We start from the raw sequence: 13,471 nt of genomic DNA, 5'->3' as shown, positions 1-13,471 counted from the left end.
GGAGTATCGACGCGTCCGGTGAGTATACTGTCGTTTTTTGTACCGCAGAACGCCCTTAGCACATAACGCAAAATCCCGTCTCTTCCCCGGACAGGCCTGAAAGTGTTCGCGCTTTCAAGCCCCGATGACAACATCGCAAAACTAGCGCAACGTTCCTCTTGAACCTGAGCACACCAGTTGTCGACGTTTGATGTGGTACATCTCAACATCCGATTGCAGGAAGAAGCCCATTTCCCAGGGATTTTTGCGAATAAATGCTTCCCGAATGGTCTCATAAAGTGGGCTATCTGGTGGCACCAGAGAGGCCTCGCCTTCCACAATGGTGTAGTTCCATTCAATCGCCCGCTCAAACGTATAGTGAGCACGTTCATCCATGGCAAAAAAACAGTGTGGATTACGTTTTAGCAGCCTGGATTTGAACATCTGCGGGAAGGTAATGAGGAAAATATCATCATCGACGGACGATAAAAACGCCAGCACCGTGGTGTGCGGCTGCTCGTTGGCCATGGTAATCAATACGCCAACTTTATTCACCGCATCTTTTGATTCAGGTTCAGGCATATTGCGCAGCGTGGTGAATGGCACGGGCAGTTCGGGCCTGTTGTCCACCGGGAATTGATATCCCTCTTCCCGGATCTCAAGCACGACGCTCATTCCGTGAATCAACTGACATTCCCGTGGCGCGACAACCACCCAGTCTTCTTCCTGACTGATAACGCGGCCTTTATACGAGGCGCGATATACACTGATTTCCGCATCGAACTCATCAACGCCCGAACGGTTATCCAGATGCAGGGTAACGAAATCCCCTGCCGAAAAGGTATGCCCTTTTGGGAAGTAAATCCGCAGGCTGTTATCCGACTGAATAAAAACACCACAGACATGAATAACCACATTGTCCTGCTGGTAACCCGCCAATATGCCGAGCACCTGTTTACCAAGAAAGGTTGCCAGATTCATTTATACCTTTTCCCTGTTCATAGAGTTTCAGTGAAACTGTTATCGGCAACGTTTTGTTAAACCATAGTTTTTTGTTCAGCGGGCTCAACAGGCCGCAGTGGAAGGTCAGTACTCAGAAGGGAAAAAATAAGGCCGGTTACCCGGCCTGAATATTACTTGTAATCGATAAAGTTCAGGATGGCCTCGTTGAACTCCTTCGGTGCCTGAATAAAGGCGAAGTGGCTGGTGTTCGGCAATATCAGCAATCCGGCTTTCGGGATCGTATTGGCGATATATTCCAGGTGCTCACGCACAATGGCCTCGTCATGATCGCCATCGACAATCAATACCCGGTTGGAGATTTTCTTAAGATCCTCATCGCTCCAGTTGGGCTGCGTTGCCCACATATGGCTTATCTGATCGACAAAGGCATCATACTGGTCTGGGGTTTTGGAAAGCTTGCGATATTCATTGCCCGCCCGCTCGATATAGCTGGCAAAGACCGGGTTCTTCTCGGTATCCGGTTTCACACCGCTGGTTTTGGTGTTAGGGGCAAAGGAAAAAATACGGTTCACTCGTGTGGGGTGGCGAATCGCCAGATCGATACCAATAATCCCCCCGTCGCTCCAGCCGACAATATCCGCTTTCTGAATATTCAGGTGATCGAGCAACGCCACTACATCATCACTCATTAAGTCGTAGCTGTAAGGCCGTTCGTCGCGCGTACTGCGCCCATGCCCCCGACTGTCGACCACGATAACCTTATGATCTTTTGCCAGCGCGGCGACTTGCAGGCCCCAGTAATCGGAGTTAGCCAGACCGCCGTGGAGTAACACCACCGGCTTCCCCTCTCCGGTCGTTGCGTAATAGAGTTGTATACCGTTGACGCTGGCATACGCCGGTTTCAGCGCGGCAACAGGAGCAGGCGTTCGCGGTAATTTTTTCCAGCGCTCCCCCCAGGCAAGCGGGGACTTAGGCGTAACAGCCCAGGTCGCAGATGCGCTTAATGCCCCCATCACGCAGAGCAGCCCGGCGAGGATTAATGTGTTTTTTTTCTTCATAGCGATCGCTCCTGATTACGTTTAATGTGCCTCACCCAGCTCTCGGGTACGTTTCACCGCCGCCAGCACGCTGCGTTGCAGGCCTGCGGCAAAATCGCTGTTGTTAAGCTCATACAACCCATGGATCCCGACGCCTGCCGGCGAATTGTTAATATCCAGAAGCTGTCTTGGATGTTTCTCGCTTCGGCGCAGCATCTCTACCGCGCCCTGCAGATTTTCGAGCACCACTTCGCTTGCCTGCGCACGCGACAGACCGGCCAGAACGCCCGCGTCGGTAAACGACTCGATAAAGTAATAAATGTAGTTCGGCCCGGCAACACCGAAGCCGGTAAAGATATCGATAAGCCGTTCCGGCAGATAGAGCACCTTGCCAAAGCCGTTGAGAAAAGGCTCCACCCGTTCGGCGCTCGCCTGCGCATTCAGAACCACTCCGCTGTAGCCAAACCCGGTGTCGGTAAGCGTATTGGGGATAACGCGGGCAATAGGTTTTCCCGTCCCCAACGCCGCTTCCAGTTGGCGCAATGTCACCCCGGCAATCAGAGAGACCACCGTTGTTGTGGCAGAAAGATGAGGCTGAATACGCGCAGCGACACTTGCTAAATCATCCTGCGGGCGGATCCCCAGTACCACCAGCGCAGCCTCGTGTAGCCGTTGCCCGTTCTGCCGCTCCGGCGCCAGACCATAACGTTCAGTGAGCAGTGCAATACGCTTTGGGTCGATATCCTCAAGCGAAATATCCTGCGAACGAAGTGTTCCCGCCGCCAGAGAGGCACGAATAATCGCCTCCGCCATTTGCCCGGCACCAATAAAATGGACTTTTGCCATGAGCCGCCCCTCCTTATTGAAAGCGATATTCGCCGTTACCTACATGAAAACGGTGGCCTTTCAGCGCCGGGTCAGAGACGTTAAAGACCAGTTCAACTAACCGATTAGCCGCACTCTGGCGAAAGATAAAGCGCTGCTCGCCCACCGCCAGCCCCTCCGGCGATTCGTTGAAACCAAACAACTTATGCCAGTGTGCTCGCACGGCCTGCGGATCCTGCACGTCAAAAATGGCACTCTGTAATGTCACTTCGCCTGCGGGATGTGGCCTGTCGAGCCCCTGAGCACGTAGCCGCGCCAGCCGGGCGTTATCGTCCTCACCCCATTGCAAAATAAAGGGATAAGGCAGGCCGTTAAAATCCCCATCGATGGTGAAGATGCGCCAGCTAATCACATTGCCCTGCGGGTCGTTACGCTGGCCATCGACTACCGGCGAGACCTGCAATCCTTTGCTGCGCAATTGCGCATGCGTCTGGTCAATATCATCTGTGCGCAGCGCCACCCGATGCAGCGCCTGGTTTTCCGGCAACAGGTGCGCCGCATCGCGGGAGAGCAAAAAATCGGTCTGTGCCGACGCCAGTTCAGCCTGATCAGCGATGGCGAGAAATTCAATATAGGTCAGCCCAAAATAGCTGAGCGCATTCCAGGTTCCCCAGCCAGGGTGACGCCCACCGGCAAGCGCGTTGAGTCTCTGCCCTGTAAAGATGGCGATGGCCTCTTGCGGCTGGTTAACAAACTGCACGGCATGGTCCCATTTTAATGTGGTCATTACGCCTCCTTGAAGGATTATTCCCAGTCGGTGTTCACTTTGACGTTCTCTGCTCCCGGCAGGCCGTAAACGTCTTCGTCATACCACTTGCGAGACAACGCGGCGAGCGTGCCATCTTTTTTGAGGGCTTCCAGCTCAGTGTCGATGGCTTTGATCAGTTTCGGGTCAGCACTCTTTTTGTAGAGATAGACGTTAGGGAACAGGCCGACAGACTCGGAGGCTTTCAGGTTCAGATTCAGCGCTTTGTTTAACGCCAGTAAGGCGCCAATCGGATAGATAGCCGCATCATATTCACCAGAAGCAACGGCTTTGAAAATGTCCGCCGCAGACTGCTCACCGTTCGGCTGTAGATTGATTTGCTGGCCTGGGTGCTTTTTGTTGTAGTTATCAATCACAGTATAACGCGCATCGGATGTATGAATCGGCACCAGCTTCTTCTTGCCGCTCGCCAGATCGGCCAGCGTATGAATGTCGTTTTCATTGTTACGCACAATTAAACGCAGGTCGCTGATGCCCGAAGGCTGGCCGGAGTAAGCGTATTGCGCCGCACGCTCTTTTGTCAGATAAAAATGGTCAGCAGCAAGGGTGTATGCGCCGGTGGACAGACCGACGATCATCGCATCGCGGGAGACCGCATTAAAATGGAATTTATAGTCGGTGAGCTTCTGGTCGATGATCTTTAATAACTCACCGTCGTAACCGGTAATATTATTGTTATCGTCTACAAAGCTAAACGGGAACCCGTTTGCATTCACTACCACTTCAACAGTTTGCGCATCAGGGCTTTTTTCGACCGCTTGCGCCACCGTTATATTCATTGCCAGGAGCAGTGAACTTACCAACAACAGTTTATTTTTGAACATATTTCTTTCCCCAAAATGAGTGAGATGGAACCACTTTACGTGCATGGCTTTTCCACCGGTTACTGAGATACACCTCGATATGTCGCAATATCCAGGTAAGGACCAGACAGAGCGCAATATAAATAAGCAGAACGATGCAATAGGCCTCCACATAATGAAAACCGCGCGCCGCGGCAATATTCGCCTTTGCCATCACATCCACCACCGTAATGGTGTAAACCAGTGACGTATCCTTGATCAGATCAATCAGGACGCTGGTGTAGTTGGGTAGCGCGGATACCGCCGCCTGCGGAAAAATGATGCGTCGAAACTGGGTAAAGCCGCTCAGCCCTATCGACCATGCGGCCTCGCGTTGCCCTTTTTCCACGGCATTCCACGCGGAGCGAAAAGTCTCGGCAAAGTAGGCGCTAAACACCACGGAAAAAGCAGCTACGGCGGCCACCAGCGGTGAGAGTTTGTAACTAAACGACGTATCCTGCGGCCCGCCCCAAAGCCCGCTGGCAATCCACGGCCAGACATAAAAGACAAAATAGAGCATTACCAGCATGGGGATAGAGCGCCCGAAAGAGATAAACACCTGCACCAGATATTTCACGTACGGCACATTGCCAATCATCACCCAGGCAAAAACACCGCCTAATAGCGTTGAAAATATTAACGATAAAAAAGTGATCAGTAACGTGACCGGTAGCGCGCTTAATATAAATGTGAAATTATCCCGCATAAAATCGAGGCTAAACATAGTCGTCTTTTACTCCAGTAAATATTGATACTTTTTCTCAATACGATTTGTGAGATAAAAGATAATCATGTTAAGCAACCAGTAGATGAGAATGACGCTAATAAACGCCGCGACCTGCTTTGCACCATAACTGTTTTGCGAGATTTTTTGTGCGCGACCAAAAATATCGACAATACCGATGATATTAACCAGTGAGGTCATCTTTACCAGATTGATTAAAAGATTGCCGAAATTGGGAATAGCGATAATGAGCCCCTGCGGAAAAATAACGCGCGCAATACCAATGTGCCAGGGAATATTCAAACTGCGTATCGCCTCTTTTTGTCCGATATCCACGGCATTCCAGGCCGAGCGCATCATTTCGGCAAAATAAGGGCTGATGCCGACGGAAATAGACAAGATGGCAAAAGTCATATCGCTAATCAGTAACGCAGGAAGTTCCAACGCTGAGAGAATCAGTTTCCCGCCGAAGAAAAAGAGCAGGATTAACAGCGCCAGCGGCGCACCGCGCAGCACATCGGTGTATGCTTTTGCCAGCCATCTCAATAACGATGAGCGACTAAACTGCAAAACAGTAGCGACCAGACCAAGTGCCAGACCGAGCAACAAAGAGGCCAGCGTGATCCCCAGGGTAATCGGCAGGTTTTCCAGTAATTTCGGCACAATCAATAGCAGATCGTCGGAACGCAATAACGGTTGTGGATTCATTACATTAGCCTCAGGCGTGGAAACGGAGTCGGGCAAGAAACGCCTGTGTGCGCGTGTGTAACGCCGCGCCAAAAATCTGCTCCGGCGGCCCCTGCTCCACGATTTCGCCGTTTTCCATAAACACCACTCTGGAAGCGACCTGGCGGGCGAATTCCATTTCATGAGTCACGATAATCATCGTTTGCCCGTTGGCGGCAATCTCCTGAATGAGTGTCAGAACCTCGCCAACTTTCTCCGGATCCAGCGCCGATGTGGGCTCATCCAGCAACAGCACCGCCGGGTTAATCGCCAGCGCACGGGCAATGCCAATACGCTGTTTTTGGCCACCAGAAAGGCTGTTCGGATAGTGATCTTTTTTATGTAACAATCCGACCTGTTTTAGCAGGCGTTCAGCCGCCGCGACCGCTTCCTGACGCGGGCGCTTTTGCGCATAGATCAAGCCTTCGGTAATATTTTGCAAGGCGGTGAGATTATGAAACAGATTCCAGGATTGAAAGACCATCGCAGTTTTCGCGCGTATTTTTTCAATCTCTTTTTTTCCTGCTTTGGCGCAATCAACAATGGCGTCGTCAATTTTTATTTTTCCGCTGTCGGCGGGTTCCAGAAAATTCAGCGTGCGCAACAGTGTCGTTTTACCCGAGCCACTTGGGCCAATAATGCAGATAATTTCCCCTGCGTTAATGGAAAGCGAAACCTCTTTTAGTATTTTTTCGCCAGTAAAATTTTTACTGATTTTCTCAATGGCAATCATCATTATATTTTCGCAGCGGGCTATCCCTGATAAATGCACAACGGCGGCATCTATTTCTTTACAAAAACTATATTGCTGGTGGGTCTATAAAGACAAACAAGAAAAAGACATATGCAAAGTTGAAAAACACATTTCCGAAAGGGGGGATTTGCGGAAATGGACATATTTAAACTATTAAGAGGGAATAAAGGTGGGGGAAAGGATGATCCGCTCTTTATCGTCGCGGATCATCCTTTATATTCTCTTTAACGGCTCACGCCTGCGGCCAGTAAGGTTCGCCGAGCGTCAGCATCAGGCGATTGGCCCATGCGAAAAACGCGGCTGATTGCACAAGATCCACAATCTCCAGGGTACTCAGCCCCTGTTCACGCAGTTGCGCCACATCCTGCGCGCTGGCCTGTGCGGGCGTGCTTGAGAGACGTGCAACGAAATTGATCTGCGCCTGCCAGCGTGGCGACTGCCCTTGTGCCAAATCGCCACCGGGGACGGTATCCAACAGACGTTGCACCGCCTCCTGCTGTTTAGAAAGCTGGCTTGCTTTACGGGCATGTACCGAGGCGCAATAAATGCAGCCGTTGACCTTACTGGCGACGGTTGCCGCCAGTTCACGCTCGGCGCGCGGCAGTCCCGACGCGGTATAGAAAATCCCTTTATCCGTCAGCGTGCGCTGCTCAAGCACGGCAAGATTACGCCCCAGCAGACGGAAATAGTCCGACTCGCTATGGCCGAAACGGGCCAGGGTCGCCTGCTCGTCGGCGTTAAAATCAGGCAGCGCTTTTGCCGCAATCCACGGCTCCCAGCCGAGCTCCGCCTGGGTAAAGGCAACCGGCGCCCGTTTGCCCGTAAGCGTCTGTGCCTGCGTATGCCACTCCCCTGCCGTTACGGCTTGTGGCTGTGGAATGTCCACCTCATGGCCTGCCAGTAGACGATAGCCGCGCAATAAGCGGCTCTGGAAACTGATAAAGGCGGTTAATTGCGACAGGGTCACAATATCATCCTCTGACCATCCGGCGTTCAGCAAGGTCTGCAAGTCAGCCGCCTGCGCGCTTACGGGATGTAGCGTGAGTGTCCTGGCATGGGCCAGCGCCGCGTTCAGCGCCGGGGTCACGTTCGGGACAGTAACGTCTTTGCCGCGTTGCTCGTAATAGCGGCGCAGTACGCTGTCCCGCAGCCAGTTGCTAATCTGCGCCGCCAGCCAGAATCGCACGGCGAGCGTCAGCTTTCCCTGTACAGCCCGGGCGGAAAAAAGCGCCTCATAGCTGCCCTGGGTATGGCGCGTTGCCGCTTCCCGCGTCTGGCGAGCGACGGCCAGCTCACTGTCCGGCGCAATCCCGGCCAGACTGTCGAGCAGGTCGTGAGCGTGTAACGCCGTCTCTTTTTCCGGAATCAAAGGGTCATGCAACGTCATAAAATCTCCTGTTGTTGAGTACGGTGCGTCATGCCGGGAATGGCGTCGATCAGCTCCCGCGTGTAAGGATCACGGGAGTGGCTAAAAATGTGTTCTACCGGGCCGGACTCCACCTGCTTTCCGTGGTGGAGCACGCTCACGGTGTCGGCAATTTGCCGCACCACGGAGAGGTCGTGGGAGATAAACAGATAGGTCAGGCCGAGCTCGCGCTGGAGCGTGTCGAGCAGGCGCAGGATTTGCGCCTGTACCGTCACATCAAGGGCGGAAACCGCTTCGTCGAGTACCAGTACCTGGGGTTCCAGAATGAGCGCTCGCGCAATGGCAACGCGCTGGCGCTGGCCACCGGAGAGTTCATGCGGTTTACGGGTCAGTAGCTCGTGCGGTAGCGTCACGCGTTCAAACATCTCATGGACTTTCTGCGCGCGCGTTGCCCGATCGAAGCGGCCAAAGTTGCGCAGAGGCTCCTCCACAATGTCGAACAGACGCTGCGCTGGATCGAGTGAACTGAACGGGTTCTGATAGACCAGTTGAATTTTTTGCCGGAACTGACGCAGCGGCTCTCCTTTCAGGCGGGTGATGTCTGTCCCCTCGATCAGAATCTGTCCGCTGGTGGGGCGATGAAAGCCAAGCAAGCTGCGCGCCGTTGTGGTTTTCCCCGACCCCGACTCCCCCACGATGGCATGTGTGGTGCCGCGTTCAACGCTAAACGACAAATTATCCACCGCACGGAACAGCGTTTTGTTGTCGGTGGAGAGCGGATAGGTCTGGACCAGATTATCCACCCGAATCACTGTGTCACCGCCGCTTGTCCGTGGCGCGCGCGGCGTGGGATTGAGCGACGGCACATCCGCCAGCAGCGCTCTCGCGTACTGGCTGCGGGGTGCCTGCAACACCGCCTGAATGGGGCCTTGCTCCTGCACATGTCCGCGCTGGAAGACCACCAGCCGGTCGGCGCGTTCTGCCGCCACGCCTAAATCATGGGTCACAAACAGCACAGCCGTGCCACTTTCACGCCGTAGTTCATCCAGTAAATCGAGCACGCGCTTTTGTACCGTCACGTCCAGCGCGCTGGTCGGCTCATCGGCGACAATGAGCGCTGGTTTCAATGCAATGGCAATGGCAATCAAGACCCGCTGCTTCATACCGCCCGAAAGCTGATACGGATATTGCTGCGCACGTAGCTCGGGTTGCGTCAGCCCAACGCGGGCCAGTAGCGCCAGAGTTTGCTGGCGAATCACCTGACGGGATGCGCGCTGGTGCAAACGCAGGATCTCGTCAACCTGCGCGCCGATGGTTTTGACCGGATTGAGCGAGCTGGTAGGATCCTGAGGAATCAGACTGATACGCGCACCGCGAATGCCGTCCAGTTGCTTTTGCGACCAGCGGCTGATATCGGTGCCGTTCAGGCGAATCGCCCCCCGGGTCAGGCGACCGTTTTCACTGAGCAAGCCAATGACCGCCTGTGCCGTGGTGGTCTTGCCGGAACCGGACTCCCCGACCAGCGCCACCACTTCACCGGGGTTGATCTGAAATGACACCCCTTCAACCACCGTGCGATCGCCTTCGGCGGTGCGGTAACGGATGGTGACATCCTCCAGCTCCAGTACCGGTACGGTGGCGCTGCTCTGTTGCAGACTCAGGTTCAGGCTCATGATTGCCCCCGGCGTAATGACTGGCTGACACGGTTGGCCGCCAGCACCACCAGCACGACGACAATCCCAGGGAAGGCAGTCAGCCACCAGGCCGTTGAAAGGTAATTCCGGCCTTCGGCGATCAGCAATCCCCACTCTGGCGTGGGCGGCGGTGCGCCATACCCCAGGAAACTGAGAGTGGAAATAGCCAGAATCGCACTGCCGAATTGCAGGGCGGCAAAGGCAAAGACGGTACTCAGGGCGTTAGGCACGATATGGCGTAATAGAACACTGAAAAAAGTGCCGCCGCTGCCCCATGCCGCTTCGACGAAATCGCTGTGCCGTACGCGCAGAGTTTCACCCCGCACCAGCCGCGTAAAACTGGCAATCGAGGTGATCCCCACCGCGATGGCGGCGTTCACCGTGCCGAAGCCCAGCAGAATGATGACGCTCAGCGCCAGCAGCAGCCCGGGAATAGCAAGCAGAATATCGATAACGCGCATGATCAGGCTATCGAACCAGCCCCCAATCGCCCCGGCCAATAACCCCAGCAGGCTGCCGAGCGCCAGCCCAAGACCAACCGCGATGAGCGCGCCGGAAAGTGAATGTACGGCACCGTAGACAATGCGGGTATACAGGTCGCGGCCCAACTGGTCGGTGCCAAGCAGATAGCCGTTGCCGGGGGCAAGACGCTGTGCGCCCGCCACGCCGTCTGTCGGGCTGAAATGGGTGAACCAGGCGGGAAACAGCGCCCAGAGCACAACCGTCAGCAAAACCAGCCAGGCGGCAAGCAAGCCCGGACGCAGCGTAATACGGGGCACGCGAGCGCGTTTGTATAATGACGGGAAGCTGAGCTTCCCCTGAGGAACGACCGTCATGAGGCGACTCCTGTACTGTTTTTCAGGCGGGGATCGAGCAAGGGATACAGCAGATCGATGGCGAGGTTAATCACCACAAAAGCGCTGGCGGAAATCACCACGATGGCCTGTAACACGCTACTGTCCTGGGTGTTGACCGCTTCCTGGGTGAGTTGCCCCAGGCCACTGCGACCAAATACGGTTTCGGTTATCAACGCGCCGGCGATAAGTTCGCCCAATAACAACCCCGCCACGGTCAGCGTGGGCAACAGCGCATTGCCCAACACATGGCGCCACAATACCCCCGCCCTGCTGGCCCCTTTCGCGCGTGCCACGGCGACAAACGGCTGGGTTTGCACCTGGTCGATACTGCGCATCAAAATTTGCGCCAGCGGCGCGGAAATCGGTAACGCCAGCGTCAATGTGGGCAGGATCAGGCCCTGCCATGGGCCTGGGTTAATAACCGGGATCCACCCCAACTGGAAAGAAAAAATCTGGATTAACACGATACCGAGCCAGAAAGTCGGCACCGAAATAAACAGTGATGGCAGCGATTGCAACACCGCACGCAGCCCGCTAAACGGCGACAGAAATGAGAGTGCCGCCAGCACAAAGGCCAGGATCGTAGCGACGATCAGCCCTAACAGCGCCAGCAGGAGCGTGGAAGGAAGATTCTCACTTAGCAAATCACTGACCGGTACGCCGGTCTGGACGGAAAGGCCGAAATCCCCATGTAACAGGCTAACCACGGCGTGGAGATATTGCGTCAGCACCGGTGTGTCAGCACCATAGCTCAGGCGCAACTGGGCAATTTGATCGGCGCTCAGCCCGAGATCCGGATTTTGGAATTTGATCAATATTGCGTCGCCCGGGAGCGCCTGTAACAGCACAAATGAGAGCGTAAAGGCGGCCCATAACACTATCAGCGCCTGACCAAAACGTACCGTCAGATATCTGCCCATGGCTTGTCCTCTTTCACGGTGCCCCTCGCCCGATGACGAGGGGAAACCCGTGCGTTATTTATCTAACCAGGTGTTGTAAAAACTCGGACGCCCTACGGCTTCGAAGCTCAGCCCTTTGGTGGACGGCGCACCGGCATAGACCTGCGGCTCTTCAAAGATAGGGATCACGTAGGCTTTATCGATAAGGTATTGCTGTACCTCATTGACCAGCGCAATACGCTTATCCTGTGAGGTGGCGGAAGCGATACCCTCCAGTAACCCGTTCAGATGGCTGTCCTCAAACTGCTTAACCTTGTCGCTGGCGCCCCCTTTTTGCAGCAGCACATTGCGCAGCGTCGGGAAGTACTGGCTTTTCAGAACATCTGGATCCGCACGGCCCACCATGCTCGGATATACCCCCGTTTTAGCCGGGTCAAGGTTATCGAGGGTTTTACTGCCCGCATCCCCCGCCAGGACGTTGAGTTTGACGCCCACTTTGGCCCACTGCTGCGCCACCAGTTGCAGCGTCTCTTTGTTCTGCGGCTGTGGCGGCGATTCGTACGCCGTTAGCGTCAGCGGTTGCCCGTCCTTTTGTCGCACTCCATCGGGGCCATTTTTCCAGCCCGCTTCATCGAGCAGACGCGCCGCCTGTGCCGGGTCAAATTTCAGCTTGTCGGAAAGATCCACATAGCCCACCGCCGTTTTGGCTAACACTGATGTGGCCTGTGGGTAATTTGCGGAGAAGAGCGTCTGGACAATCTCTTTGGTATTCGTGGCATGCAGCAGCGCCTCACGCACCTTTTGATCCGCCACCAGCGGGTTATCAGGGCGGAAGTTAACGCTGTTGTTCACCCCACGCGTCGGGGAGGCATAAACGGCAAAGCCTTTGTCGGAGACGCGCTTCTCGTCGTAGGCCTGAATCTGGCGAATCGCATCAGCCTGGCCGGAGAGTAACGCGCCAATACGAACGCTATCTTCCGGCGTCACCAGCACGTTAATACCGTCCAGATAAGGACGCCCCTGATGGGCAAAACTCGGCGGCGCCCAATTATAGTCCTTACGCGCCACCAGTTTCACTTCGCGGCCCGGACGGTCGCTCTCCACCACAAACGGGCCGGATCCAATAATGCTGCGCGCGCTGCCGAGCTGGTTAAAGTTTTTCTCCAGGGTCGAGAGCGAGACCAGTCCGGAGCCAATGGCGGAGGTGCCCTGCAGGAAACCCGGCGACGGAGATTTGAAAAAGAACTTCACCGTTAGCGGATCGATCACTTCGCTTTTCAGGTAGTTGTTGATGACCTCGGACACCGGCTGGTTGAGGGCTTTATTGCCCAGACCATAGGTATCGAAATTTTTCGCTACGGCGTTGGCATCAAGCGGAGTGCCGTCCGAAAAGGTGACGCCAGGACGAAGTTTAAAGGTGTATTCGGTGTAATCCGCGTTGGTGGTCCAGGATTGCGCAATCCACGGCTCAATTTGCAGGGTTTTCGGGTTTTGCCAGGTCAGCTTGTCGGTTATCTGGTTGAGGATTCCGCCGTTAGGGTAAAACCCGCCCGCAGGCGGATAGAGGTTAGTGTGCGCCTGTTGTTCCAGATAGATTAGCGTGCCGCCGTTTTTGGGCGCGTTTTCTGCGGCCACTGAAGCGGCGCTGATCCCTGCCAGTGCCATCGTGGCGAAAAGGCGAAATCGGTATGTGGAGAGCAAAATCGACATTGTTATTTTTCCTGTAGTTATCGTTTAAGCGTCGTGCTGAGCGCGACCGGACGCCCCCATACAGGCGGCTAGCCGTCCGAAACCTGATTTGATATTTTCACAGCGATGGGTAAACCGCAAAGAACAATACTGATAATGAATATGCGTAAATTTGTTAGCGAGATGTGACACCAAATCGGCAGCAGCGCAGGGTCCAGGCCAGACTGGGTTCTGCAAATTAAGTTCAGCAAATAAAGGGCAATCGCGATCAGGCGGCAAGGCGCAGGCTG

13 protein-coding genes are annotated in these 13,471 nt (G+C 54.7%); all 13 read right to left on the bottom strand.

All coding sequences use genetic code 11. The features are described from left to right. Window positions 1-141 precede the first annotated feature (141 nt). A complete protein-coding gene (locus IP582_RS08710) occupies window positions 142-960 on the bottom strand; it encodes a hypothetical protein (RefSeq protein WP_193795673.1) in 819 nt (272 codons plus the stop codon). Window positions 961-1,112: 152 nt separating this feature from the next. Further along, window positions 1,113-2,000, bottom strand: a complete 888-nt coding sequence (locus IP582_RS08705; protein WP_228007952.1) for an alpha/beta fold hydrolase — start codon at window positions 1,998-2,000, stop codon at window positions 1,113-1,115. Between the two features lie 21 nt (window positions 2,001-2,021). Then, window positions 2,022-2,825: a pyrroline-5-carboxylate reductase gene (locus tag IP582_RS08700; RefSeq protein WP_193795672.1), complete on the bottom strand. Its 804-nt coding sequence runs from the start codon at window positions 2,823-2,825 to the stop codon at window positions 2,022-2,024. Window positions 2,826-2,838: 13 nt separating this feature from the next. Beyond that, complete coding sequence (locus tag IP582_RS08695) at window positions 2,839-3,591, bottom strand: VOC family protein (RefSeq protein ID WP_193795671.1); 753 nt, start codon at window positions 3,589-3,591, stop codon at window positions 2,839-2,841. A 17-nt stretch (window positions 3,592-3,608) separates the two neighbouring features. Continuing rightward, window positions 3,609-4,454, bottom strand: coding sequence for a transporter substrate-binding domain-containing protein (locus IP582_RS08690; RefSeq protein ID WP_039078635.1), 846 nt, complete (start codon window positions 4,452-4,454; stop codon window positions 3,609-3,611). Then, entirely contained in the window at window positions 4,441-5,196 is a 756-nt protein-coding gene (locus IP582_RS08685) for an amino acid ABC transporter permease (RefSeq protein WP_193795670.1), read from the bottom strand. Before IP582_RS08685 ends, IP582_RS08690 begins: the two co-directional genes overlap by 14 nt. Window positions 5,197-5,205: 9 nt before the next feature. Continuing rightward, window positions 5,206-5,904: an ABC transporter permease subunit gene (locus IP582_RS08680; RefSeq protein WP_079496769.1), complete on the bottom strand. Its 699-nt coding sequence runs from the start codon at window positions 5,902-5,904 to the stop codon at window positions 5,206-5,208. A 10-nt stretch (window positions 5,905-5,914) separates the two neighbouring features. Further along, the gene (locus IP582_RS08675) at window positions 5,915-6,655 is read right to left on the bottom strand and encodes an amino acid ABC transporter ATP-binding protein (RefSeq protein WP_193796214.1); all 741 of its coding nucleotides are present in this window, start codon (window positions 6,653-6,655) and stop codon (window positions 5,915-5,917) included. A 253-nt stretch (window positions 6,656-6,908) separates the two neighbouring features. Next, window positions 6,909-8,063 carry an alkylhydroperoxidase domain protein gene (locus IP582_RS08670; protein WP_193795669.1) on the bottom strand — a complete coding sequence of 385 codons (1,155 nt, stop codon included), beginning with the start codon at window positions 8,061-8,063 and terminating at the stop codon, window positions 6,909-6,911. Next, window positions 8,060-9,715, bottom strand: coding sequence for an ABC transporter ATP-binding protein (locus IP582_RS08665; protein ID WP_193795668.1), 1,656 nt, complete (start codon window positions 9,713-9,715; stop codon window positions 8,060-8,062). The genes IP582_RS08670 and IP582_RS08665 overlap by 4 nt, the downstream gene beginning before the upstream one ends. Then, window positions 9,712-10,572 carry an ABC transporter permease gene (locus tag IP582_RS08660; RefSeq protein ID WP_071194660.1) on the bottom strand — a complete coding sequence of 287 codons (861 nt, stop codon included), beginning with the start codon at window positions 10,570-10,572 and terminating at the stop codon, window positions 9,712-9,714. The genes IP582_RS08665 and IP582_RS08660 overlap by 4 nt, the downstream gene beginning before the upstream one ends. Further along, window positions 10,569-11,513 (bottom strand): ABC transporter permease, encoded by a 945-nt coding sequence (locus tag IP582_RS08655; protein ID WP_193795667.1) that lies wholly within the window; start codon window positions 11,511-11,513, stop codon window positions 10,569-10,571. Before IP582_RS08655 ends, IP582_RS08660 begins: the two co-directional genes overlap by 4 nt. A gap of 54 nt (window positions 11,514-11,567) precedes the next feature. Then, on the bottom strand, window positions 11,568-13,202 hold the full coding sequence (locus tag IP582_RS08650) for a TIGR04028 family ABC transporter substrate-binding protein (RefSeq protein WP_193795666.1): 1,635 nt from the start codon (window positions 13,200-13,202) through the stop codon (window positions 11,568-11,570). Window positions 13,203-13,471 lie beyond the last annotated feature (269 nt).

This window comes from Citrobacter sp. BDA59-3 (assembly GCF_015167655.1).
Classification (GTDB): Bacteria; Pseudomonadota; Gammaproteobacteria; order Enterobacterales; family Enterobacteriaceae; genus Phytobacter; species Phytobacter diazotrophicus.
Note: the sequence above shows the minus strand (reverse complement) of the source record. Positions and strands in the feature narration are given on the sequence as shown.

Coding starts and splice junctions, on each gene's coding strand:
- IP582_RS08660 (WP_071194660.1), bottom strand. CDS start 10,572: ATGACGGTCGTTCCTCAGGGGAAGCTCAGCTTCCCGTCATTATACAAA.
- IP582_RS08695 (WP_193795671.1), bottom strand. CDS start 3,591: ATGACCACATTAAAATGGGACCATGCCGTGCAGTTTGTTAACCAGCCG.
- IP582_RS08690 (WP_039078635.1), bottom strand. CDS start 4,454: ATGTTCAAAAATAAACTGTTGTTGGTAAGTTCACTGCTCCTGGCAATG.
- IP582_RS08665 (WP_193795668.1), bottom strand. CDS start 9,715: ATGAGCCTGAACCTGAGTCTGCAACAGAGCAGCGCCACCGTACCGGTA.
- IP582_RS08705 (WP_228007952.1), bottom strand. CDS start 2,000: ATGAAGAAAAAAAACACATTAATCCTCGCCGGGCTGCTCTGCGTGATG.
- IP582_RS08670 (WP_193795669.1), bottom strand. CDS start 8,063: ATGACGTTGCATGACCCTTTGATTCCGGAAAAAGAGACGGCGTTACAC.
- IP582_RS08655 (WP_193795667.1), bottom strand. CDS start 11,513: ATGGGCAGATATCTGACGGTACGTTTTGGTCAGGCGCTGATAGTGTTA.
- IP582_RS08650 (WP_193795666.1), bottom strand. CDS start 13,202: ATGTCGATTTTGCTCTCCACATACCGATTTCGCCTTTTCGCCACGATG.
- IP582_RS08685 (WP_193795670.1), bottom strand. CDS start 5,196: ATGTTTAGCCTCGATTTTATGCGGGATAATTTCACATTTATATTAAGC.
- IP582_RS08680 (WP_079496769.1), bottom strand. CDS start 5,904: ATGAATCCACAACCGTTATTGCGTTCCGACGATCTGCTATTGATTGTG.
- IP582_RS08710 (WP_193795673.1), bottom strand. CDS start 960: ATGAATCTGGCAACCTTTCTTGGTAAACAGGTGCTCGGCATATTGGCG.
- IP582_RS08700 (WP_193795672.1), bottom strand. CDS start 2,825: ATGGCAAAAGTCCATTTTATTGGTGCCGGGCAAATGGCGGAGGCGATT.
- IP582_RS08675 (WP_193796214.1), bottom strand. CDS start 6,655: ATGATTGCCATTGAGAAAATCAGTAAAAATTTTACTGGCGAAAAAATA.